General features: G+C 68.7%; 21 protein-coding genes and 2 tRNA genes. 18 read left to right on the top strand and 5 right to left on the bottom strand.

Features of this window, described 5'->3' with window-relative positions:
* The first annotated feature begins 171 nt into the window (after positions 1 to 171).
* The 8 genes from gnd to IM697_RS01075 all read left to right on the top strand — a co-directional run bounded on the left by gnd (position 172) and on the right by IM697_RS01075 (position 9864).
* Positions 172 to 1047 (top strand): phosphogluconate dehydrogenase (NAD(+)-dependent, decarboxylating), encoded by an 876-nt coding sequence (gnd, locus tag IM697_RS01110; protein WP_194043806.1) that lies wholly within the window; start codon positions 172 to 174, stop codon positions 1045 to 1047.
* Between the two features lie 125 nt (positions 1048 to 1172).
* Positions 1173 to 2294, top strand: coding sequence for a DNA replication/repair protein RecF (gene recF, locus IM697_RS01105; RefSeq protein ID WP_194043804.1), 1122 nt, complete (start codon positions 1173 to 1175; stop codon positions 2292 to 2294).
* Positions 2291 to 2848, top strand: coding sequence for a DciA family protein (locus tag IM697_RS01100; RefSeq protein WP_194043802.1), 558 nt, complete (start codon positions 2291 to 2293; stop codon positions 2846 to 2848). Before recF ends, IM697_RS01100 begins: the two co-directional genes overlap by 4 nt.
* A 492-nt stretch (positions 2849 to 3340) precedes the next feature.
* Positions 3341 to 5401, top strand: a complete 2061-nt coding sequence (gyrB, locus tag IM697_RS01095) for a DNA topoisomerase (ATP-hydrolyzing) subunit B (RefSeq protein ID WP_194043800.1) — start codon at positions 3341 to 3343, stop codon at positions 5399 to 5401.
* A 42-nt stretch (positions 5402 to 5443) separates the two neighbouring features.
* Positions 5444 to 8035, top strand: a complete 2592-nt coding sequence (gyrA, locus tag IM697_RS01090; protein WP_194043798.1) for a DNA gyrase subunit A — start codon at positions 5444 to 5446, stop codon at positions 8033 to 8035.
* 18 nt (positions 8036 to 8053) lie between these two features.
* The gene (locus IM697_RS01085) at positions 8054 to 8857 is read left to right on the top strand and encodes a DUF3566 domain-containing protein (RefSeq protein ID WP_194043796.1); all 804 of its coding nucleotides are present in this window, start codon (positions 8054 to 8056) and stop codon (positions 8855 to 8857) included.
* Between the two features lie 109 nt (positions 8858 to 8966).
* A tRNA-Ile gene (locus IM697_RS01080) sits at positions 8967 to 9043 on the top strand.
* A 77-nt stretch (positions 9044 to 9120) separates the two neighbouring features.
* Positions 9121 to 9864: an AAA family ATPase gene (locus IM697_RS01075; protein WP_194043794.1), complete on the top strand. Its 744-nt coding sequence runs from the start codon at positions 9121 to 9123 to the stop codon at positions 9862 to 9864.
* Between the two features lie 110 nt (positions 9865 to 9974).
* On the opposite strand, the gene IM697_RS01070 is transcribed toward IM697_RS01075, so the two are convergent.
* The gene (locus IM697_RS01070; RefSeq protein ID WP_194043792.1) at positions 9975 to 10352 is read right to left on the bottom strand and encodes a DUF6344 domain-containing protein; all 378 of its coding nucleotides are present in this window, start codon (positions 10350 to 10352) and stop codon (positions 9975 to 9977) included.
* A gap of 338 nt (positions 10353 to 10690) precedes the next feature.
* Between IM697_RS01070 and IM697_RS44430 the strand changes: the two genes are divergently transcribed.
* Positions 10691 to 10819 (top strand): DLW-39 family protein, encoded by a 129-nt coding sequence (locus IM697_RS44430; protein WP_003999697.1) that lies wholly within the window; start codon positions 10691 to 10693, stop codon positions 10817 to 10819.
* A 235-nt stretch (positions 10820 to 11054) separates the two neighbouring features.
* A complete protein-coding gene (locus IM697_RS01060; protein ID WP_194049535.1) occupies positions 11055 to 12392 on the top strand; it encodes a hypothetical protein in 1338 nt (445 codons plus the stop codon).
* Positions 12393 to 12454: 62 nt separating this feature from the next.
* On the opposite strand, the gene IM697_RS01055 is transcribed toward IM697_RS01060, so the two are convergent.
* Together IM697_RS01055 and IM697_RS01050 are read right to left on the bottom strand one after the other, a co-directional pair.
* Positions 12455 to 14086, bottom strand: a complete 1632-nt coding sequence (locus IM697_RS01055; protein WP_194043788.1) for a serine/threonine-protein kinase — start codon at positions 14084 to 14086, stop codon at positions 12455 to 12457.
* A 176-nt stretch (positions 14087 to 14262) separates the two neighbouring features.
* Positions 14263 to 14811 carry a helix-turn-helix domain-containing protein gene (locus tag IM697_RS01050; protein ID WP_194043786.1) on the bottom strand — a complete coding sequence of 183 codons (549 nt, stop codon included), beginning with the start codon at positions 14809 to 14811 and terminating at the stop codon, positions 14263 to 14265.
* 180 nt (positions 14812 to 14991) lie between these two features.
* Between IM697_RS01050 and IM697_RS01045 the strand changes: the two genes are divergently transcribed.
* Positions 14992 to 15064: transfer RNA gene (locus IM697_RS01045), tRNA-Ala, on the top strand.
* Between the two features lie 183 nt (positions 15065 to 15247).
* On the opposite strand, the gene IM697_RS01040 is transcribed toward IM697_RS01045, so the two are convergent.
* Complete coding sequence (locus tag IM697_RS01040; protein WP_194043784.1) at positions 15248 to 15961, bottom strand: DUF5324 family protein; 714 nt, start codon at positions 15959 to 15961, stop codon at positions 15248 to 15250.
* A 325-nt stretch (positions 15962 to 16286) separates the two neighbouring features.
* Between IM697_RS01040 and IM697_RS01035 the strand changes: the two genes are divergently transcribed.
* Together IM697_RS01035 and IM697_RS01030 are read left to right on the top strand one after the other, a co-directional pair.
* Complete coding sequence (locus IM697_RS01035; protein WP_194043782.1) at positions 16287 to 16820, top strand: peptidylprolyl isomerase; 534 nt, start codon at positions 16287 to 16289, stop codon at positions 16818 to 16820.
* Positions 16821 to 16922: 102 nt separating this feature from the next.
* Positions 16923 to 17807 carry a rhomboid family intramembrane serine protease gene (locus IM697_RS01030; RefSeq protein WP_194043780.1) on the top strand — a complete coding sequence of 295 codons (885 nt, stop codon included), beginning with the start codon at positions 16923 to 16925 and terminating at the stop codon, positions 17805 to 17807.
* Positions 17808 to 18121: 314 nt separating this feature from the next.
* On the opposite strand, the gene crgA is transcribed toward IM697_RS01030, so the two are convergent.
* Positions 18122 to 18376 carry a cell division protein CrgA gene (gene crgA / locus IM697_RS01025; RefSeq protein WP_194043779.1) on the bottom strand — a complete coding sequence of 85 codons (255 nt, stop codon included), beginning with the start codon at positions 18374 to 18376 and terminating at the stop codon, positions 18122 to 18124.
* A gap of 142 nt (positions 18377 to 18518) precedes the next feature.
* Here crgA and IM697_RS01020 point away from each other — a divergent pair, with 142 nt between their 5' ends.
* Genes IM697_RS01020 through IM697_RS01000 form a run of 5 tightly spaced genes read left to right on the top strand, consistent with a single transcriptional unit; the run spans position 18519 to position 22028 of the window.
* Positions 18519 to 19295 carry a DUF881 domain-containing protein gene (locus tag IM697_RS01020; protein ID WP_194043778.1) on the top strand — a complete coding sequence of 259 codons (777 nt, stop codon included), beginning with the start codon at positions 18519 to 18521 and terminating at the stop codon, positions 19293 to 19295.
* An 18-nt stretch (positions 19296 to 19313) separates the two neighbouring features.
* Positions 19314 to 20021, top strand: coding sequence for a class E sortase (locus IM697_RS01015; RefSeq protein ID WP_194043777.1), 708 nt, complete (start codon positions 19314 to 19316; stop codon positions 20019 to 20021).
* Positions 20022 to 20038: 17 nt separating this feature from the next.
* The gene (locus tag IM697_RS01010) at positions 20039 to 20236 is read left to right on the top strand and encodes a hypothetical protein (RefSeq protein WP_194050161.1); all 198 of its coding nucleotides are present in this window, start codon (positions 20039 to 20041) and stop codon (positions 20234 to 20236) included.
* Positions 20233 to 20871 carry an aminodeoxychorismate/anthranilate synthase component II gene (locus IM697_RS01005; protein WP_194043776.1) on the top strand — a complete coding sequence of 213 codons (639 nt, stop codon included), beginning with the start codon at positions 20233 to 20235 and terminating at the stop codon, positions 20869 to 20871. The genes IM697_RS01010 and IM697_RS01005 overlap by 4 nt, the downstream gene beginning before the upstream one ends.
* The gene (locus tag IM697_RS01000) at positions 20868 to 22028 is read left to right on the top strand and encodes a class E sortase (protein ID WP_194043775.1); all 1161 of its coding nucleotides are present in this window, start codon (positions 20868 to 20870) and stop codon (positions 22026 to 22028) included. Before IM697_RS01005 ends, IM697_RS01000 begins: the two co-directional genes overlap by 4 nt.
* The last annotated feature ends 13 nt before the right edge of the window (positions 22029 to 22041 follow it).

Genomic DNA, 22041 nt, shown 5'->3' with positions numbered 1-22041 from the left:
CGTTGCCGGGGACGAACTGTCGGTGAAGCCGCAGGTGAGGGCGTACGTCTGAGCGCGTATGCCCACGGATGTGCACGTGCGTCCGGGTTTAGGCTCGGACATGGGTACGAAGGTGCCCCAGGGGTGCGAGGGCGCCCCGCACGCCACACAGCGACCTAAGGAACACAACTGATGGAGCTCGGTCTCGTCGGCCTCGGCAAGATGGGCGGCAACATGCGCGAGCGGATCCGTCGCGCGGGCCACACCGTCGTCGGATACGACCGCAACGCGGACCTCGCGGATGTCCACAGCCTGGAAGAGCTTGTGGGCAAGCTCTCGGGCCCGCGCGTGGTCTGGGTGATGGTCCCGGCCGGTGCCGCGACCCAGTCGACCATCGACGAGCTCGCGGAGCTGCTGGACCCCGGTGACGTCGTCGTGGACGGCGGCAACTCCCGCTGGACGGACGACGAGAAGCACGCTAAGGAGCTGGCGGCCAAGGGCATCGGCTTCGTCGACTGCGGCGTCTCCGGCGGCGTCTGGGGCCTGGAGAACGGCTATGCGCTGATGTACGGCGGCGACGCGGAGAACGTCGCCAAGGTGCAGCCGGTCTTCGACGCGCTCAAGCCGAAGGGCGACTTCGGCGCCGTGCACGCCGGCAAGGTCGGCGCGGGGCACTTCGCGAAGATGGTCCACAACGGCATCGAGTACGCCATGATGCAGGCCTACGCCGAGGGCTGGGAGCTGCTGGAGAAGGTCGACTCCGTCACGGACGTCCGGGAGGTCTTCCGCTCCTGGCAGGAGGGCACGGTCATACGTTCCTGGCTGCTGGACCTCGCGGTGAACGCCCTCGACGAGGACGAGCACCTGGACAAGCTCAAGGGTTTTGCACAGGACTCCGGTGAGGGACGCTGGACTGTGGAGGCCGCCATCGACCACGCGGTGCCGCTGCCGGCGATCACCGCGTCGCTGTTCGCGCGGTTCGCGTCCCGCCAGGACGACTCTCCGCAGATGAAGATGATCGCGGCGCTGCGGAACCAGTTCGGCGGCCACGCGGTCGAGAAGAAGTGACCGTCGGAAACGAGAAGAAGTAATCCACACCCTGGGGATGCCGACCTGGCACCCTCGGGAGTGGCCCGGTTGTCCACAGCTGGGGAAAAGCGGAACCACACGTTGGGGGAGGTCGGCGAACGACCATGCACGTCACGCATCTGTCGCTGGCCGACTTCCGCTCGTACGCCCGGGTCGAAGTCCCGCTCGATCCGGGCGTGACCGCCTTCGTCGGCCCCAACGGCCAGGGCAAGACCAACCTCGTCGAGGCCGTCGGCTATCTCGCCACCCTCGGCAGCCATCGCGTCGCCTCCGACGCCCCCCTGGTCCGCATGGGCGCCGACCGGGCGGTCATCCGGGCGCAGGTACGGCAGGGCGACCGGCAGCAGCTGGTCGAGCTGGAGCTGAACCCGGGCAAGGCCAACCGGGCCCGTATCAACAGGTCCTCGCAGGTCAGACCCCGTGACGTGCTCGGCATCGTGCGGACCGTCCTGTTCGCGCCGGAGGACCTCGCCCTGGTCAAGGGCGACCCCGGCGAGCGGCGCCGCTTCCTCGACGAGCTGATCACCGCCCGCTCCCCGCGCATGGCGGGAGTGCGCTCCGACTACGAGCGCGTCCTCAAGCAGCGCAACACCCTCCTGAAGTCCGCCGCGCTGGCCCGCCGGCACGGCGGCCGCACGATGGACCTGTCCACACTCGACGTCTGGGACCAGCATCTCGCGCGCGCGGGCGCCGAGTTGCTCGCCCAGCGCCTGGACCTGATCGCGGCGATCCAGCCACTGGCCGACAAGGCGTACGAACAGCTCGCCCCCGGCGGCGGCCCCGTCGCCCTGGACTACAAGCCGTCGGCGCCCGGCGAGGCGCACACGCGCGAGGATCTCTTCGAGCAGCTGATGGCCGCGCTCGCCGAGGCCCGTAAGCAGGAGATCGAGCGGGGCGTCACCCTCGTGGGCCCGCATCGGGACGATCTGCTGCTCAAACTCGGTCAGTTGCCCGCCAAGGGATACGCCTCCCACGGCGAGTCCTGGTCCTTTGCGCTGGCGCTGCGCCTGGCGTCGTACGACCTGCTGCGGGCCGAGGGCAACGAGCCGGTGCTGGTCCTCGACGACGTCTTCGCCGAGCTGGACAGCCGGCGCCGCGAGCGCCTGGCGGAACTGGTCGCGCCCGGCGAGCAGGTCCTGGTGACGGCCGCGGTCGACGACGACGTACCGCACGTACTGACCGGGGCGCGGTACTCGGTGTCGGAGGGGGCGGTGGAGCGCGTATGAGCGAGAAACCTTCCGAGAACGCCCCCGACGCACCCGACGCGGCCAAGAAGACCCCTGAGCCGTCCGGCGTCGACCTCGCGCGCGTGGCGCTCAGGGCGGCCAAGGAGCAGGCACGCGCGCGTGGGGACGCGGCGCGGCAGAAGAAGCAGGCGCGGCGCGGTGGCCTTCGCTCCGGCGCGCGGGCCGATGGACGCGACCCCATGGCGCTCGGCTCCGCCATTAACCGCTTGATCACCGAGCGGGGCTGGGAGACCCCGGCCGCGGTGGGCGGTGTGATGGGCCGCTGGCCCCAGATCGTCGGCGAGGACGTCGCCAAGCACTGTGTGCCGGAGAAGTACGACGAGGACGAGCGCGTCCTGGTGGTGCGCTGCGACTCGACGGCCTGGGCGACGAACCTGCGGCTGCTCGCCCCGACGCTGGTCGCCCGGCTCAACGAGGACCTCGGCCATGGCGCGGTGAAGCAGATCAAGGTGCACGGTCCCGGGGGCCCCGTCCGCCGCTACGGCCCGCTGCGCGCTCCCGGCAGCACGGGGCCCGGCGACACCTACGGGTGAGCGGACCGGCCGGGCCGCGCGGCGACAAAGGGCGCGACAAAGGCAGGTCGAGCCGCCGTCACAGCAGTCCCCACCGCCCCGCCAGACCCAGGTGACCGACATCACATCAGCAGTCGTCGGCGGTCACGGAGCGCGGCCGGCGGCCGCCTCGGCGTACCCCTGCGTGCGGTTGTGAATCATGACCTGACTCCTAAGTAGCCAAGGGTTGACGGCCGGAAGCGCTGAGTGGCTCTGTGAGCCTCTTGGAGCCCCCATCCGTATATCGGGAGTCGCGCGAGCCGGGTTCAGGGCGGCACATGCGGACTCAGGTACCGGCAAACCCCCATCACTGTCGGCGCTACCGGTAGACTGGAGCCCAATCCCGCCCCAATCGTGGGGACCGTCCGGGAAAAGCTGAGCAACGCTGATCAAGGCTTACCAACGCAACATGCCGCAGCCGCTCCGGCAACCCGCCGACGAGCCTGGCTCGTGCTGTGCCAGAAAGGGCGCTTCGTGGCCGATTCCGGCAACCCCAACGAGAACATCCCGTCCACCGACGCCGGCGCCAACGGCGCGGTGACCTCGTCGAACGGCGAGGTCACCGCCTCGTACGACGCCAGCGCCATCACCGTCCTCGAGGGTCTGGACGCGGTTCGCAAGCGACCCGGTATGTACATCGGTTCGACCGGCGAGCGCGGCCTGCACCACCTCGTGTACGAGGTGGTCGACAACGCCGTCGACGAGGCGCTGGCCGGCCACGCGGACACCATCGACGTGACGATCCTGGCCGACGGCGGCGTGCGCGTCATCGACAACGGCCGTGGCATCCCGGTCGGCATCGTTCCGTCCGAAGGCAAGCCGGCCGTCGAGGTCGTGCTGACCGTGCTGCACGCGGGCGGCAAGTTCGGCGGCGGCGGCTACGCGGTCTCCGGTGGTCTGCACGGCGTGGGTGTGTCCGTCGTGAACGCGCTGTCGTCCAAGGTCGCCGTCGAGGTCAAGACCGACGGTCACCGCTGGACGCAGGACTACAAGATGGGCGTCCCCACGGCTGCGCTGGCCAAGAACGAGGCCACGGAGGAGACGGGTACGTCGGTCACCTTCTGGGCCGACGGCGACATCTTCGAGACTACGGACTACTCCTTCGAGACGCTCTCGCGGCGCTTCCAGGAGATGGCGTTCCTCAACAAGGGTTTGACGATCAAACTCACCGACGAGCGCGAGTCGGCGAAGGCGACCGCCGGTGCGGACGAGGCGGGTGCGGACGAGAAGGACGAGGTCAAGACCGTCACGTACCACTACGAGGGCGGCATCGTCGACTTCGTGAAGTACCTCAACTCCCGCAAGGGAGACGTGGTGCACCCCACCGTCATCGACCTGGAGGCGGAGGACAAGGACAAGAGCCTGTCCCTCGAGGTCGCCATGCAGTGGAACAGCGGTTACAGCGAGGGCGTGTACTCCTTCGCCAACATCATCCACACGCACGAGGGCGGCACCCACGAGGAGGGCTTCCGCGCGGCCCTCACGAGCCTGATCAACAAGTACGCGCGCGACAAGAAGCTGCTGCGCGAGAAGGACGACAACCTCACGGGTGACGACATCCGCGAGGGTCTGACCGCGATCATCTCGGTGAAGCTCAGCGAGCCGCAGTTCGAGGGCCAGACGAAGACCAAGCTGGGCAACACGGAGGCCAAGACCTTCGTGCAGCGGGCCGTCTACGAGCACCTCAACGACTGGCTGGACCGCAACCCCAACGAGGCGGCGGACATCATCCGCAAGGGCATCCAGGCGGCCACCGCGCGCGTGGCGGCCCGCAAGGCCCGCGACCTGACCCGTCGCAAGGGCCTGCTGGAGAGCGCCTCGCTCCCGGGCAAGCTCTCCGACTGCCAGTCGAACGACCCCACCAAGTGCGAGATCTTCATCGTCGAGGGTGACTCCGCCGGCGGCTCGGCCAAGTCCGGCCGCAACCCGCAGTACCAGGCGATCCTCCCGATCCGGGGCAAGATCCTCAACGTCGAGAAGGCGCGGATCGACAAGATCCTGCAGAACCAGGAGATCCAGGCGCTGATCTCGGCCTTCGGCACCGGTGTGCACGAGGACTTCGACATCGAGAAGCTCCGCTACCACAAGATCATCCTGATGGCGGACGCCGACGTCGACGGCCAGCACATCAACACCCTGCTGCTGACCTTCCTGTTCCGCTTCATGCGGCCGCTGGTCGAGGCCGGTCACGTGTTCCTGTCGCGTCCTCCGCTGTACAAGATCAAGTGGGGTCGGGACGAGGTCGACTACGCGTACTCCGACCGCGAGCGCGACGCGCTGATCGAGATGGGCCGCCAGCGCGGAAAGCGCGTCAAGGAGGACTCGATCCAGCGCTTCAAGGGTCTCGGCGAGATGAACGCCGAGGAACTGCGCGTGACGACGATGGACCAGGAGCACCGCGTCCTCGGCCAGGTCACCCTCGACGACGCCGCCCAGGCCGACGACCTGTTCTCGGTCCTCATGGGCGAGGACGTCGAGGCCCGCCGCCAGTTCATCCAGCGCAACGCCAAGGACGTCCGCTTCCTCGACATCTGAGTCGGTCTCAGCTGACCGCACCAGGAAGGACCTTCACCAGCAATGACCGACGAGAACACTCCCGTCACTCCTGACGAGGGACAGACCCTGCGCGTCGAGCCCGTCGGGCTCGAGACGGAGATGCAGCGCTCCTACCTCGACTACGCGATGTCCGTCATCGTCTCGCGTGCGCTGCCGGACGTCCGCGACGGCCTCAAGCCCGTCCACCGCCGCGTCCTGTACGCCATGTACGACGGCGGCTACCGCCCCGAGCGCGGCTTCTACAAGTGCGCGCGCGTGGTCGGCGACGTCATGGGCAACTACCACCCCCACGGCGACAGTTCGATCTACGACGCCCTGGTGCGCCTCGCGCAGCCCTGGTCGATGCGGATGCCGCTGGTGGACTCCAACGGCAACTTCGGCTCTCCGGGCAACGACCCGGCGGCGGCCATGCGCTACACCGAGTGCAAGATGGCGCCGCTGTCGATGGAGATGGTCCGTGACATCGACGAGGAGACCGTCGACTTCACGGACAACTACGACGGCCGCTCCCAGGAGCCGACCGTCCTGCCGTCCCGCTTCCCGAACCTGCTGATCAACGGTTCGGCCGGCATCGCGGTCGGCATGGCGACCAACATCCCGCCGCACAACCTGCGCGAGGTCGCGGCCGGCGCCCAGTGGTACCTGGAGAACCCCGAGGCCTCCCACGAGGAGCTGCTGGACGCCCTCATCGAGCGCATCAAGGGCCCCGACTTCCCGACCGGCGCCCTCGTGGTCGGCCGCAAGGGCATCGAGGAGGCCTACCGCACCGGCCGCGGCTCCATCACCATGCGCGCGGTCGTCGAGGTCGAAGAGATCCAGAACCGCCAGTGCCTGGTGGTCACGGAGCTGCCCTACCAGGTCAACCCCGACAACCTCGCGCAGAAGATCGCCGACCTGGTGAAGGACGGCAAGATCGGCGGCATCGCGGACGTCCGCGACGAGACGTCGTCCCGCACCGGCCAGCGCCTGGTCATCGTGCTCAAGAGGGACGCGGTCGCCAAGGTCGTGCTCAACAACCTCTACAAGCACACCGACCTGCAGACGAACTTCGGCGCCAACATGCTGGCGCTCGTCGACGGCGTCCCGCGCACCCTCTCGCTCGACGCGTTCATCCGCCACTGGGTGACGCACCAGATCGAGGTCATCGTCCGCCGTACGCGCTTCAGGCTGCGCAAGGCCGAGGAGCGGGCGCACATCCTGCGCGGCCTGCTGAAGGCCCTGGACGCCATCGACGAGGTCATCGCGCTGATCCGGCGCAGCGACACCGTCGAGATCGCGCGCGGGGGCCTGATGGACCTCCTGGAGATCGACGAGATCCAGGCCAACGCCATCCTCGAGATGCAGCTGCGCCGACTGGCCGCCCTGGAGCGCCAGAAGATCGTCCAGGAGCACGACGAACTCCAGGCGAAGATCAACGAGTACAACCAGATCCTCGCCTCCCCGGTCCGCCAGCGCGGCATCGTCAGCGAGGAGCTGGCGGCGATCGTCGAGAAGTACGGCGACGACCGCAAGACCATGCTGGTGCCCTACGACGGCGACATGTCCATCGAGGACCTCATCGCCGAAGAGGACATCGTGGTCACCGTCACGCGCGGCGGCTATGTCAAGCGCACCAAGACGGTCGACTACCGGGCGCAGAAGCGCGGCGGCAAGGGCGTGCGGGGCACGAAGCTGAAGGAAGACGACATCGTCGACCACTTCTTCGTCTCCACGACCCACCACTGGCTGCTGTTCTTCACCAACAAGGGCCGTGTGTACCGGGCCAAGGCCTATGAGCTCCCGGATGCCGGGCGGGAGGCGCGCGGGCAGCACGTCGCGAACCTGCTGGCCTTCCAGCCGGACGAGGCGATCGCCGAGATCCTCGCGATCCGCGACTACGAGGCGGCGCCGTACCTGGTGCTCGCCACGAAGGCGGGTCTGGTGAAGAAGACGCCTCTGAAGGATTACGATTCGCCCCGCGCCGGCGGTGTCATCGCGATCAACCTCCGTGAAATGGAGGACGGTTCCGATGACGAACTGATCGGTGCCGAACTCGTTTCGCCCGACGACGATCTGCTTCTGATCAGCAGGAAGGCGCAGTCGATCAGGTTCACCGCCACGGACGAGTCGCTGCGCCCGATGGGCCGTGCCACCTCGGGTGTCAAGGGCATGAGCTTCCGCGAGGGCGACGAGCTGCTCTCGATGAATGTTGTTCGACCCGGTACGTTCGTGTTCACTGCCACCGACGGTGGGTACGCGAAGCGGACCGCCGTCGACGACTACCGCGTCCAGGGTCGCGGCGGCCTCGGTATCAAGGCCGCCAAGATCGTCGAGGACCGCGGTTCGCTCGTCGGCGCGCTGGTGGTCGAGGAGACCGACGAGATCCTCGCCATCACGCTGGGCGGCGGTGTGATTCGTACGCGAGTCAACGAGATCAGGGAGACGGGCCGTGACACCATGGGCGTCCAACTGATCAACCTGGGCAAGCGCGATGCCGTCGTCGGTATCGCACGTAACGCCGAGGCGGGACGCGAGGCGGAGGAAGTCGACGGCGACGTGGTCGTCGAGGACACCGCCGAGGGGGCCGCCGCGACCATCGGCACGGACGAGGGTGAGTCGCCCTCGGCCGAGTAGCACGAGGAGTGAGTCATCGTGAGCGGAGCCACGGGCGCCGGATCGTCCGGTACCTCGACCGGTTCTACGGCCGGTACGGAGACGGACGGCGGCGGCCGTGGCTCCGCCGCGTCTGCGAAGGACACGCACACCACGCAGCTGAAAGCGATCAAGTCGCCGGCGAAAGGCTCTTCCTCGCCCGACACACCCGGATCCCAGGGGGGAACCGTGACGGACACCCGAGGCTCGCAGCCCCAGCAGTACGCGGCCGGTGCGGGCCCGGCCGCTGCGGGCGCCCAGCCGCAGCCTCAGCCCGCGGGGGCGCAGCCGGCCTCCGCGGCGTCTGCGTCACCGCTGCCCGGGGAACGGCAGCAGCAGGCCGCCGGGCCCTATCACCCGCCGCAGGCCTACCAGACGCCCGCTCCCGGGAGCGCGGTGCGCCGGCCCCGCACCGGGGCGCGCACGACGCCGCGCACCCGCAAGGCGCGTCTGCGGGTGGCCAAGGCCGACCCGTGGTCGGTGATGAAGGTCAGCTTCCTGCTCTCCATCGCGCTGGGCGTCTGCACGATCGTCGCGTCCGCGGTGCTGTGGATGGTCATGGACGCGATGGGCGTCTTCTCGTCCGTCGGCGGCACGATCTCCGAGGCGACCGGCTCGAACGAGTCGAACGGCTTCGACCTGCAGTCCTTCCTGTCGCTGCCGAACGTCCTGATGTTCACGTCGATCATCGCGGTCATCGACGTCGTCCTCGCGACGGCGCTGGCCACGCTCGGCGCGTTCATCTACAACCTCTCCGCCGGCTTCGTGGGCGGCGTCGAGCTGACGCTCGCCGAGGACGAGTGACCTGCGGCTGAACCGCCGCTGACGGTCCTCCGACAACCGATTTTGGGACTGCCCACGTCGTGCGCTAATCTTCAGGAGTCAGCGCGCGGGACACACCGCAAAGCGCGGCGGGGCTATAGCTCAGTTGGTTAGAGCGCATCCCTGATAAGGATGAGGCCACAGGTTCAAATCCTGTTAGCCCCACCAGTCAAAAGACCCCCAGTCCATACGGGCCGGGGGTTTTTGCATGCCCGATTGTCAGTGCCGGGTGAGAGCCTGGCGGCATGATCGTCGAACGGGCATACGCGCATGTCGCCGAGGGCGAGCAGGCGGAGGGCGGCCAGTGGCCCTGGTCGGTGCCGTGCGTGCGGCAGCTGGTGGACGACGGCCTGAGATTCACCGCGCCCGTCACGTTCCTGGTGGGGGAGAACGGCTCGGGCAAGTCGACCCTCGTCGAGGCGCTGGCGGAGGGCTTCGGCCTGGACTCCTGGGGCGGATCCGCGGGCTACAAGTACGCCAGTTGGCGTGAGCCGTCGGCCCTGGGCGGTCGCATACGGTTCGAGACGACCGCGGCCGGCAGCCGCATGCTGCGCGGGCCTCGGACGCGCCGCAGGGGCTTCTTCCTGCGGGCGGAGACGGCGCTGGACGCGCTGGGCCGGGAGCAGAAGACGGGAAGGCTGTCCGGGGCCGCGGAGGAGATGAGCCACGGCGAGGGCTTTCTGATGGCCTTCCGCGAGCGGTTTCAGGAGCCTGGGCTGTACGTCCTGGACGAGCCCGAGGCCGCGCTGTCCTTCGCTTCTTGTCTTCAACTCGTGGGTCTGCTGCACGAACTGGGGCGCTGTGGCGCACAGATCGTCTGCGCGACGCACTCACCCGTGCTGACGGCGCTGCCGGGCGCCGAGATCATCGAGGTGGGTGACCACGGAATGCGTCCCGCCGACTGGCGGGATCTGGAACTCGTCGACCATTGGCGGCGGTACCTCAACGACCCTTGGGCCTATCTCCGGCACATCGTCGAGCCGGGATGAGGCGCGCCGCGGTACTGCTGGAGGGACTGTCGTCATGAGCGGTGCCGTGTACGCAAGCTCGCTGTGACGGCGGGGTGAAGCAGAGGATTACGACTGGGGCGAGCCCGGGTTCAGCGTTGGTGCGGGACGAGCGGCCGGTCCGGGGCGTCGGCGTCGGCGCATTCGCGGGTGGTCGAGGCGGAGGTGGCCGCTTCCGTCTCGGTGAGCGGTCGGTGGCGGCAGCCGGGGGTCTTGCCGTGCGCCTCGGCGCGGATGCGCTGCTTCATCGTGGGGGGCAGGGCTCTGGCGTAGGACCAGGCCCAGTGGGGCATCGCCGGCACCGTCAGCTCGGCGCTGCGGTTGTTGTCGTCGCCATTGCTCCTGCGGCTCGTCTCGGTGTGCGGTACGGCCGCGGCGGCGGTGTTGCTGACGAATCCGAGCGCCGTGCACAGCGCGAGGAAGGCGGTGACGATGGCGGTCCACAGGTTCATGACCTTGTTCCGGGTCATGGCCCCTCACTTTCAGGTTGGGCGATTTGCGTACTTTCCTCATGATGTGTATGGGGGCCGAGAAGTCATGGACCGACGCCCGTGGCGCGTCGATCTTCAGATGAACACCACTCGAATGGGTGCAGGAGGCTCGACGAGTGAGGAAAGCCGGAGAAAGGGGGTGAAAGGTCACCGTCCGTCGGGGTGTGATCACCCTCCGACGGGAGCGGTGGCGTCCGCTTCTACTGGGGTGTGCCGGACGGCAGTTGAGCGCCGACGTAGGTCACCGATTGGTATCGGCCGGTGTGTATAGTCGGGCGCCAGAGGTCCCCTACGTCAAGGAAAGACGAGGTCGCGCGGTGAAGAAGCTTCTCCTGGTCGCACTGGCCGCCATCGGCGGGCTCCTCGTGTACCGCCAGATCCAGGCGGATCGCGCCGAGCAGGATCTGTGGACGGAGGCGACTGACTCCGTGCCCACGGGTTCGTGAGCCACGACATCGGATTGCACACGGACCCCGGTCGCCCGAGCGGCCGGGGTTTTGTGTACCTCTCCGACGGAGGAGCGCCGCAGCTTCGAGTTGCGGAAGCGGACCGCAGGTCTTAGAACCACAGTCCTCGGAGCCGGGCGTTTCGGACGGCCGTACGGATTGCGGGGGTGACGCGCGGCCGGGCTGGGCAGGATGGGCGACGGCCCATGGTCCGACGGCGGAGGAGTGGCGCGTGATGAGGCGGCGGCGTACGGCGCGGTGGCGCTCCGCGACGAGGTGGCGCGGCCAATCCCCCGCACGCGCGCGTGCGGCCGTCGTAGCGGTGCTGCTGCTGTGTACGACGGCCTTCCTGGCGGACGGGCCCGCGCTCGCCGCCGGCACCCCCGAGCCCTACGCCTTCGCACCGGACGCCGAGCCCGTCACGGGCGCTACGAGCACCGCGGACGCCGCACCCCTCGCACCCGGCACGACATACAAGAGCTCCCTGCCCGGCGAGGGAGAGATCCACTACCGCCTCGACCTCGACGACACCTCGGACGCATACGTCTCCGTGATCGCCGTCCCCCCACCCGGCAGCACCATCAAGGCGGGCGACGGCATCCGGGTGTCCGTGCGCGACGCGGACGAGCGCACCTGTTCCCAGGACACCTCGACCTTTCGCGGCGTCCACAGCCCGCGCCCGCTCGGGGCATGGGGCGCGCGCGAGATCTCGGCCAACCGGACCGGCTGTGACAGCGCGGGTGCCTACGACGTGATCGTCGAGCGCCTCGCCACGACGGGCTCATCGCTGGACTCCTGGGGACTGGAGCTCTTCGCCGCCTCCGAGCCGCCCCGGAAGCAGACCGGCGCGACCAGCGCCCCCGAGGCCTGGGACTCCGCCTCACCCGCGCCCGTCACCGGCGAGGCCGAGCCCCGCCGAGGCGGCTCCGGCTTCACCTCGGCGGCACCCCTCGGCGAGGGCGTGTGGAGCACCGACCTCGAGCCCGGGCGGACGCTCTTCTACGAGGTGCCGCTCGACTGGGGCCGCCAGTTGTCCGCCACCGCCGAACTCGGCGACTCGAACGCCGGCAACGGCTACGCGGTCCCCGCCCTGAACCTCGCCCTCTACAACCCCGTACGGGGCTTCGTCGACGACGCGAGCACCACCTACAACGGCAGCCTGAAGGCCACCGAGCTCGCCCCCCTGCCACCGGTCGCCTACGAGAACCGCTACGCCGCGCTCGACCGGCTCAGCGCCATGCGGTTCGCCGGTTCCTACTACCTCGTGGTGCACCTGTCGCCAGAGGTGGCCGAGAAGTACGGGGACGGGCCGTTCACGCTGACGCTGCGCGTGCGGGTGGCGGGCTCCGCGCAGGCCGGGCCCGGGTATGCGGGGGAGTCCGAGCCTGCGGGCGTCTTTGACACCACGGCGGGGGATCGGGAGGCGACCGCGGGGGGCGCAATCGGCGGCGGGGACGGTGGGGACGCCGCGATGACCGTGCTCGCGGTGAGTGGGATCGGGGCGGGGACCCTGGTGCTGGTGGTCCTGGGGGTGTGGATGGTCGTGGCTCGGCGGAGGGTCGGGACCGGGTAGGGCGGGGCGCGGACGCGGGTGGGCGCAGGGCCGCCTTCGGTGGCTCAGCGGGCTCAGCGGCCTCAGATCCGGGTCAGTGCCCAGAAACCCACGGCGTAGCAGACCAGCGCGAACAGCAGGAGCGGCACCGCCACCTTGGCGGGCGGGCCGGGGCGGTGGGCGACACCGCGGGCCGCGCGGCGGGTGGCTCGGTGGCCGCCGCGGCGGCGCGGCTGCGGAATCGGGGGCGCCGAAGGTGGAACCTGCGGGCTCTGAGCGGTGTACGAAGCAGTAGAGGTGTCGACGTGCTGGTGCTGTGCCGGCGTCGTCGGAGGCTGCGTCGGGTACTGCGGGGCGCGTGACCGGGGGGAGGACAGGACGTGAGTGGTGTCGTAGGGGGAGCTGTGAGCCGGGGTGTGGTGCTGGACGTTCTCGTGCGCCTGGCCGCCTGCCTGGGCCTGGCCTTGTGGTGGTGCGTGAAACGGCGCCGGTGCTTGGAGCGGTGCCTGGGCCTGGAGTGGTGGCGGTGCCTGCGGGGGCTGTGGAGGCGGCGTGTGAGCCTGCGGGGAGGACCCTGTGGGCTGGGGCAGCGGCAGGTGGAAGCTGCCGGTGTCCGACATGGGGAAGTCCGAGGCCGGAGTCCGCTCCGCCATGCGCCGGCGCGGATCGTTCGTTACGCCGTCCGAGCCGGTGTCGGCTGTCCCTTGCCCGGTGCCGGACTTCTCGGCCGAGCCCGTCACCCCCGTAGAGCCTGTCAGCCCCGACGATCCCGCCGACCCCTCACCGGCCTGCGCAGGGGAGCCACCCGTCCCCCCTTCGACCCCCGGCGCCCGCTTGAGCGGCCCGCTCGCCGCGAAGCCCGGTGGCAGTGGCCCGAGTTGGTCGAAGATCTCGATGAGCTCGTCGTCGGGCCCGGGCTCCGGCAGGAGCTCGGCGGCCGAGGCGAGAGCCTTGCGCGCCCCCGTCGCCGTGCGGAACCGCGCATGCGGATCCGGCTGCAGCAGCGAGGCCACGACCTGCCACAGCGGTTCGGGAACGCCCTTGGGCGCACCGGGTGTTCCATGCGCGGTGAAGTACTGGACGAGCGCCTTGGCGTCAGGCTTGGCGCCCTCCAGCAGATACAGCGCGACCAGCCCCACGGCGAACAGGTCGGCGGGGAAGTCCGGTTCCGAGCCCATGAGTTGCTCGGGGGCGAGATAGCCGGGCGTTCCCACCACCAGGTTGGTCTCGGTCAGCCGGGGCTCACCGAGTCGCATGGCGATGCCGAAGTCGGACAGCCGCAGCCGCGGGCGGCCCGTTCCGGTGGCCTCGAGGAGCAGGTTGGCGGGCTTGATGTCGCGGTGGACGACGCCCTCCGCGTGTACCGCGGCCAACCCCGCGAGAAGCTGGTCGAGGAGGGTGCAGACGAACGTGGGCGGCAAGGGGCCGTAATCCCCGACGAGGTGGACCAGCGAACCGCCGGCGACGAGATCCATGGTGAACAGGACCTTGTCGTCGTCGGCGGCCCAGCTGGCGGGTGCGAGCACATGCGGGTGATCGATCCGCAGGGCCTGCTCGCGGACGAACCGCAGCAGCGAGTGCGCGTCGCTCTGCTGCAGCACCTTGGCGGCCACGTACCGACGGCGGCGATGGTCCCAGGCACGCCAGACGGCACCGACGCCGCCGCGCCCGATCGGGTCGACCAGTTCGTACCGCCCGGCGAAGACCTCACCCATGGTTGTGCGTCGCTCCTCCCCCTTCGGCTACCCCCCTTGCTTCCCCCACGACGAGCGATACGACTCCCCCTCGCTGACCGTCCTTCGCGGACTCCCCCGGCACGACCCCCTCGTGCCCGCCCAGGACGTGGACCGTCGACCCGGCTGCCGAACCCCCGCGGCACCGGGCCTCGGGGTCAGTTCTGGTGGGACTGGTAGTGCGCGACCGCGTCGGAGGTGCGGCCGGCGCCGTACACCCGGAGGAACTCTGCCAGTTCCGGGTGGGTGGGGGCGAGGGTGTCCGCGGCCTCGATGATGTCGCCCGCGGCCGCCACCGAGCGCAGCAGCGACTGGATCTCGCGGACCACCCGCTTGACCGTGGGCGCACCCGAACTGTTCGTCGTCTGTGTGGTGTTGCTGAGCACCGAGCCCCCCTGCGACTTCTTGATCTCCTCCATGCGCTCGGTGGCCTCGGCCGCGCTCACGCTGCCGTCCGCGACCTGCCCCGCCAAGTCCTGCAGCAGCTGCACCCGCTGGACCACGGCGGGATTGCCGATCTTCGCCCGCTGTCCGCTCATCAGCTGCGACAGCATCGGTGCGGACAGTCCCAGAACCCCCGCGAGACGAGCCTGGTTGAGACCAAGATCGTCGATGAGCTTACGGAAGAGCGTCCCCAGCGGCTCCCCGTACCAGTTCCGCTGCAGATCCCGCGCTCTTGCGGTGGCTTCCTGCTGTGCGGCGTCCATTGCGTCTCCCCATCGCTTCCCCAGAACCGTGGTTCGCTGTAGCGAACCACGCCGAGCATCTTACGGAGAGTGGTCGTTTACCGGGACCCCCAATCCTTTTGCGGGATCCGGGGGGCGACCGGGTACTCTGGTCTGGGCGCCGCCGGTGTGGGGTTTCTTCCGGTCGGCCGTTCCTTTTGAGGGGCCTTAGCTCAGTTGGTAGAGCGCTGTCTTTGCATGGCAGATGTCAGGGGTTCGACTCCCCTAGGCTCCACTCACCAAGCCCTCTGACCTACGGAAACAGGTCAGAGGGCTTTCTGGTCGGCAGGGGTGCTTTCCTGCGGTCGCGCACTCGCCCGCGGGGATGTTCCACGTGAAACATCGCCGTGGGTCGGGGGACCCTCAAGTCTCCCGCCCCACGGCGTAGTTCGATGCTCCGGTCGGCGCAGGTCTCACATCACTGACCCTCGTCGCGCCGCGCGGCCTCCTCCTCGGCCTCCTTCGCCTGGACCTCCGGATCCAGGTCCGACCGGCCGCTGCCGTCCACCGAAGTCAGACGGCCCGACTCGGGTACTTCTGTCGCGGCCGGCGGCTCGACCAGCCAGTCCGGGTTGGCCTGCTTGTCCCACCACTTCCACGCGGCGAAAGCACCGCCCGCCAGCGCGCCGAGCACCGCCAGCACCTTCACGGCGCGACCGGCCCTGGCGCGCCGCTCATGCTTGCGGACCAGCTTCTCGATCTCCTTCGGCGAGACGTGTCCACGCAGCGCCGCCAGCGCCGCGACACCACGTGCGGTGGCCTCATCCTTCATGGGCCCGGCCGCGGCCACTGCATGCTCGATCCTCGGCCGGGAGTAGTCGGCGGCCTGCCGGGCCGCTTTGCGTGTACGGTCCGCGGCCTCCTGGGCGGCCAGATCGACCTTCGGCGGTACATGTGAACGGGCCTGTTCCAGTCGCGGCGCCACATGTACGCCGTACTGAAGACGTGCCTGGGCGCGGGCCTGCTCGGTGGCGTGCGACACCTTCGGCGCGAGCCGTACGCGTGCCTCGTGCGCATACTGCGCGGCCCTGTCCTTGGCGGTGTCGGCGTAGGGCGCCACCACTTCCGCGGCGTGCAGCACGCTGTCCTTCGCCGAGCCGGTCGCGGCGCGCACGCTGTCAATGCGGGTCACGGGATCCTCCTCCTCGGTGGCGTACGGTAATTCGACTTTCCACCCTTTTACGGATCATGCCTGCCGGAACACTCCGCGGCATGTGAGGGCGGGCATATGGGTGCCGATGAACTTGATCAAACCCAATAACGGACCAATGAGGTGCAACGGGGCTTGTCGTCGACAATGCCACGGTTCGCCGCCCCGCGCTCCCGCCACGTACCCACTCGACCACTTTTATGCGAGCGAAGCGCCCGGTTGTGTACCTGTGAACGAGTGCCGGGCGACGGATCCCCTAGTCCATGCGAGGATCGGGGGGTCACAGGAAGACAACGGAAGGCAGATCGTGGCTGAGCAGCTTTACGCCACCCTGAAGACCAACCACGGCGACATCGAGGTCCGGCTCCTCCCGAACCACGCGCCGATCACGGTCAAGAACTTCGTCGAGCTCGCCCAGGGCGAGCGTGAGTGGACGAACCCCGCCACCGGAGAGAAGTCCACGGCCAAGCTCTACGACGGCACGGTCTTCCACCGGGTCATCAGCGGCTTCATGATCCAGGGCGGTGACCCGCTGGGCAACGGCACCGGCGGTCCCGGATACCAGTTCCAGGACGAGTTCCACCCGGACCTGTCCTTCGACAAGCCGTACCTGCTGGCCATGGCCAACGCCGGCCCCGGCACCAACGGCTCGCAGTTCTTCATCACGGTCGCCCCGACGACCTGGCTGAACCGCAAGCACACCATCTTCGGTGAGGTCACCGACGCCGCCAGCCAGAAGGTCATCGACGGCATCGCGACCACCCAGACCAACCCACGCACCGACCGTCCGGTCAAGGACGTCGTCATCGAGTCGGTCGTCGTCGAGACTCGCGAAGGCTGAGTCCGACACCTCCCACAGGGAACCAATCGCCCCGCTCGTCCGTAAGGATGAGCGGGGCGATGCATGCGGACGTGCGTCGCGTACGACGACCTAGGGGACCTCATGGACCAGCCGGCAGGCAGCCAGCAGGACGCGCAGAGCCTGCCCGTCTGCTACCGCCACCCGGACCGCGAGACCGGCATCCGCTGCACCCGCTGCGAGCGGCCCATCTGCCCCGAATGCATGGTCAGCGCCTCCGTCGGCTTCCAGTGCCCCGACTGCGTCCGCGGCGGCTCCGGCACCGGACACGCCCCCAGCGCCGCGCAGCCCCGCACCATCGCCGGGGGCACCATCACCGCCGACCCGCGCCTGCTCACCAAGATCCTCATCGGGATCAATGTCGCGGTCTTCATCGCCGTCCAGACCAGCACCTCGCTGGTGAACGACCTCGTCCTCATCGGCGCCTGGCCGCCCGCCCCCTTCCAGCCCACCCAGGGCGTCGCCGACGGCGAATGGTGGCGGATGGTGACCTCGATGTTCACGCACGAGGCCATCTGGCACATCGCCTTCAACATGCTCAGCCTCTGGTGGCTCGGCGGCCCCCTGGAAGCCGCCCTCGGCCGGGCCCGCTACCTCGCGCTCTACTTCTGCTCGGGCCTCGCGGGCAGCGCCCTCACCTATCTGGTGGCCGCCCCCACCACGGCCTCCCTCGGCGCCTCCGGTGCCATCTTCGGCCTGTTCGGGGCCACCGCCGTCCTGATGCGCCGGCTCCAGTACGACATGCGGCCGATCATCGCCCTGCTGGTGATCAACCTCATCCTCACCTTCGGCTGGAGCAACATCGCCTGGCAGGCCCATATCGGCGGCCTGGTCGCCGGCGTCGTCATCGGCTACGCCATGGTCCACGCCCCGCGCGAGCGCCGAGCGCTGGTCCAGTACGGCACATGTGCGCTGGTCCTGGCCGTGGTCGTCCTGACGACCGTGCTGAGGACGCTCCAGCTCACCTGAGCCGAGCGGTTATCCACGTGAGCGACGCTGTTGTCCACAGCGTGTGGCGGATCTTGTGCGCACTGTGCGGGAAGGGGTGCGCCCCCTGTGACTGACCGGTGTTTCCGCAGGTCAGGCAGGGGGCGTACAGGCATTCGAGTGGGCGTCCGATCGCCGGTGTGGCAGTCATACCGGCGTCAACGCTCGATGGGTTATCCACAGATCGTCGTCTTTTCCCCAGTCAGCTTGTGGAAATTGCTGCAAGGCTGTGGATAACTCAGCGGATAGCCCTGGGCAGAGCTGTGTTCACCGTGGAGTGGCCGGCGCTTCGACCGCTACTTCCACTGGGTGGAGACGCCGAATCCGGCCGCGATGAAGCCGAAGCCCACCACGATGTTCCAGTTGCCCAGCGCGTCGATGGGCAGCGAACCGTCGGTCACATAGAAGACGACGATCCAGGCCAGGCCGAGGATGAACATGGCCAGCATCACGGGCGCGACCCAGGCGCGGCTGGTCAGCTTGATGGTGGCCGCCTGCTTCGACGGCGGCGGCGTGTAGTCGGCCTTCTTGCGGATACGTGACTTCGGCACGAGGGTCTCTCCTGTCGATGCGCTGCGTGGCCGCGCAGGGAACTGTGGCTGGCTCCGGGGCAGCGTACAAGGGGACTCTGATGGCTCCCCCGGGCGTCCGTTAGCGTAGTGCTTCCGCGGCGCCGAAGGAGATAAGGGTACGTTGAGCAATTCTGCCGACTCTCCCGGGACGGGATCCAGTCCTGTCCGCAGGCGTTTCCGTCCGGTGCGGGTGCTGACCGCGGCCGTCTTCGCTCTCGCGGGCCTCATTTTCTTCACCAGCTTCAACACGGCCAAGGGCACCAATATCCGCTCGGACACCTCGCTGCTGAAGCTCTCGGACCTGATCCATGAGCGCAGCCGTGAGAACGGTGAGCTCAATGATTCCAATGCGGCCCTGCGCGACGACATGGAGGCGCTCGCGGAGCGGGACGACGGCAGCACCAAGGCGGAGGACGACAAGCTGGCGGCGCTGGAGCAGCGGGCGGGGACCCAGAAGCTGACCGGTGAGGCGATCACGGTCACGCTCAACGACGCCCCGCCGGACGCCACCGCCAAGCTCCCCGGCTATCCCGAGCCGCAGCCGGACTACCTGGTCATCCACCAGCAGGACCTCCAGGCCGTGGTGAACGCGCTGTGGCAGAGCGGCGCCAAGGGCATCAAGGTCATGGACCAGCGGCTGATCTCCACCAGCGCCGTGCGCTGTGTGGGCAACACCCTGATCCTCCAGGGCCGGGTCTACTCACCGCCGTACAAGATCACTGCGATCGGTGATCCGGAGAAGATGCAGCAGGCGCTCGCGGCCTCGCAGGCGATCCAGAACTACATGGTCTACGTCAATGTCTACGGCCTCGGCTGGAAAGTCACCGAGGACGGGACGGTGACTCTGCCGGGTTACTCGGGCACAGTGGATCTGCAGTACGCCAAGCCCGTGGAGTAGCCCTCTCTGGAGCGGCCGGTGCGTGTCGTCGTCAGGTCCGTCAGCGAGCTGTGCATCACCGTTGGCACCGTGATCGTCCTTTTCGTCGTCTATGTGCTGTTCTGGACCGGTGTGAAGGCCGACAGCGTCATGGACGACCAGATCGATCAGTTACAGGAGCAGTGGGCGCACGGGGCGATGCGTCCGACGGACGGGGCGTCCGGCGGGGAGGCGAGCGCGGGTGCGGTCGCGAGTCCGCCGAAGCCGGGGCCGTACGAGACCGACAAGCCCTTCGCGATCATGTACATCCCGCGTCTTGGTTTCACGTGGAACAAGCCGGTGCTCGAAGGCACCGCCACCAAGACCCTGAAGAAGGGCCTCGGCCACTACGCGGACACCGCCCAGCTCGGTCAGAAGGGCAACTTCTCGGTCGCCGGCCATCGGCGTACGTACGGTGATCCCTTCAAGGATTTCCCCAGGCTGCGCCCCGGTGACGCGGTGGTGCTGACCGATGGGACGACCTGGTTCACGTATCGGATCGACAAAGGGCCCTACAAAACACTGCCCACGGACATTGAGGTGATTGACCCTGTGCCTCGTAAGTCGGGGTACAAGCGTGAAGGCCGCTATCTGACGCTGACCACGTGCGATCCGGAGTGGGGGCACAGTCATCGGCTGATCGTGTGGGCCCATCTGGACTCCACCCAGCCTGTGGAGGCCGGGAAACCGGAGGCATTGCGCCGTTAGTCTGTTGGCTGTACGGCGTGAGTCTGGTGCCGTGGTGCGACGGAAGGGACGGCATGTACGGCTGGATCTGGCGGCATCTGCCGGGGAACGCGTGGGTGAAGGCGCTGCTCTCACTCATGCTGGTCATGGCCGCCGTCTACGTCCTGTTCAACTACGTCTTTCCGTGGGCCGAACCGCTGCTGCCCTTCAACGATGTGACGGTGGACAACCAGTGAGCGCGCGCATTCTGGTCGTGGACAACTACGACAGCTTCGTCTTCAACCTGGTCCAGTACCTCTACCAGCTGGGCGCCGAGTGCGAGGTGCTGCGCAACGACGAGGTGTCGACGGCGCACGCCCAGGACGGCTTCGACGGCGTGCTGCTGTCGCCGGGCCCGGGGACGCCGGAGGAGGCGGGCGTGTGCGTGGACATGGTCCGGCACTGCGCCTCGACCGGGGTGCCGGTCTTCGGTGTCTGCCTGGGCATGCAGTCGATGCAGGTGGCGTACGGCGGTGTCGTGGACCGGGCGCCGGAGCTGCTGCACGGCAAGACCTCGCTGGTCGAGCACGAGGGCAAGGGCGTCTTCGCGGGCCTGCCCTCGCCCTTCACGGCGACCCGCTACCACTCCCTCGCCGCCGAACCGCAGACGGTGCCGGCCGATCTGGAGGTCACCGCGCGCACGCACGACGGCATCATCATGGGCCTGCGCCACCGTGAACTCCTGGTCGAGGGGGTGCAGTTCCACCCCGAGTCGGTGCTGACCGAGCACGGGCACCGGATGCTGGCCAACTGGCTGGTGGAGTGCGGCGACCAGGGCGCGGTGGCGAGGTCGGTGGGGCTCGCCCCGGTGGTGGGCAGGGCCACGGCGTGACCGCCCTGCGCCCTGAGCGCGAGTCCGGCGCCGCGTACGGGGAGTCGTTCACCGACTCCTACGGCGACGCCGGCGACCGGACGACCTCGTACGGGCAGCAGCCGTACGAGGAGCCCGGTGCGCTCGGGGAGTGGTACGGCGGGGAGAGTTACGTCACTCAGGGCTATGGCGAGGAGGCGTCTCCCGCCACTCAGGAGCCGTATGCGGAGCCGTACATACCTCCCGCGGACGACGAGACCGTAGCCCTGCGGATCCCCGACCCGCCTCCCTCCGGCGAGTCCATATCGCCTTCTGCCGCCTCCTCCGCCACATCTGCCTCTTCCACCCCGACGGGCGGACGCGCGGCCCGCAGAAAGGCCGCCAAGCGCCGTCACGGGCGTCATGGGGGCGCCCGCCAGGCGCCGGAGGCCGCCGAGGCGGGCTCGGAGAGTTCCGGAGCCCCGCTCTCCCGTGTGGAGGCCCGCAGACAGGCCCGGGCGCGCAAGCCCAGTGCGGCCACCGTCGCCAGCCGGGCGATCGGTGAGGTGTTCATCACCACTGGCGTGCTGATGCTGCTGTTCGTGAGCTACCAGCTGTGGTGGACGAACATCCGGGCGCATGCGCAGGCGGACAAGGCGGCAAGCAGCCTCCAGGACGACTGGGCGAGCGGCAAACGCAACCCGGGGACCTTCGAGCCGGGGCAGGGCTTCGCCATCCTGCACATCCCGAAGCTGGACGTCGTCGTCCCGATCGCGGAGGGCATCAGCAACAAGAAGGTGCTCGACCGGGGCATGGTCGGCCACTACGGCGAGGGCAAGCTGAAGACGGCGATGCCCGAGGCCAAGACCGGCAACTTCGGCCTGGCCGGCCACCGCAACACGCACGGCGAACCGTTCCGTTACATCAACCGGCTGGCTCAGGGCGACGCGATCGTCGTGGAGACGCAGGACAAGTTCTACGTGTACAAGATGGCGTCGATTCTTCCGGTGACGTCACCGAGCAATGTGAGCGTGCTGGATCCGGTTCCACCGGGGTCGGGTTTCACCGAGCCGGGCCGCTACATCACACTCACCACGTGCACGCCGGAGTTCACCAGTAAGTACCGGTTGATCGTCTGGGGCAAGATGGTCGAGGAACGGCCGCGCAGCAAGGGCAAGCCGGATGCGCTCGTCAGTTAAGGGCAGATGAACA

Source organism: Streptomyces ferrugineus (genome assembly GCF_015160855.1).
Lineage (GTDB): Bacteria > Actinomycetota > Actinomycetes > Streptomycetales > Streptomycetaceae > Streptomyces > Streptomyces ferrugineus.
The sequence above is the reverse complement of the archived record's forward strand: the minus strand, read 5'-3'. Positions and strand labels throughout refer to the sequence as shown.

Excerpts from the sequence above, each read along its gene's own strand:
- gnd (WP_194043806.1), top strand. The coding sequence starts at position 172 with ATGGAGCTCGGTCTCGTCGGCCTCGGCAAGATGGGCGGCAACATGCGC.
- recF (WP_194043804.1), top strand. The coding sequence starts at position 1,173 with ATGCACGTCACGCATCTGTCGCTGGCCGACTTCCGCTCGTACGCCCGG.
- IM697_RS01100 (WP_194043802.1), top strand. The coding sequence starts at position 2,291 with ATGAGCGAGAAACCTTCCGAGAACGCCCCCGACGCACCCGACGCGGCC.
- gyrA (WP_194043798.1), top strand. The coding sequence starts at position 5,444 with ATGACCGACGAGAACACTCCCGTCACTCCTGACGAGGGACAGACCCTG.
- IM697_RS01075 (WP_194043794.1), top strand. The coding sequence starts at position 9,121 with ATGATCGTCGAACGGGCATACGCGCATGTCGCCGAGGGCGAGCAGGCG.
- IM697_RS01070 (WP_194043792.1), bottom strand. The coding sequence starts at position 10,352 with ATGACCCGGAACAAGGTCATGAACCTGTGGACCGCCATCGTCACCGCC.
- IM697_RS01060 (WP_194049535.1), top strand. The coding sequence starts at position 11,055 with ATGAGGCGGCGGCGTACGGCGCGGTGGCGCTCCGCGACGAGGTGGCGC.
- IM697_RS01055 (WP_194043788.1), bottom strand. The coding sequence starts at position 14,086 with ATGGGTGAGGTCTTCGCCGGGCGGTACGAACTGGTCGACCCGATCGGG.
- IM697_RS01050 (WP_194043786.1), bottom strand. The coding sequence starts at position 14,811 with ATGGACGCCGCACAGCAGGAAGCCACCGCAAGAGCGCGGGATCTGCAG.
- IM697_RS01030 (WP_194043780.1), top strand. The coding sequence starts at position 16,923 with ATGGACCAGCCGGCAGGCAGCCAGCAGGACGCGCAGAGCCTGCCCGTC.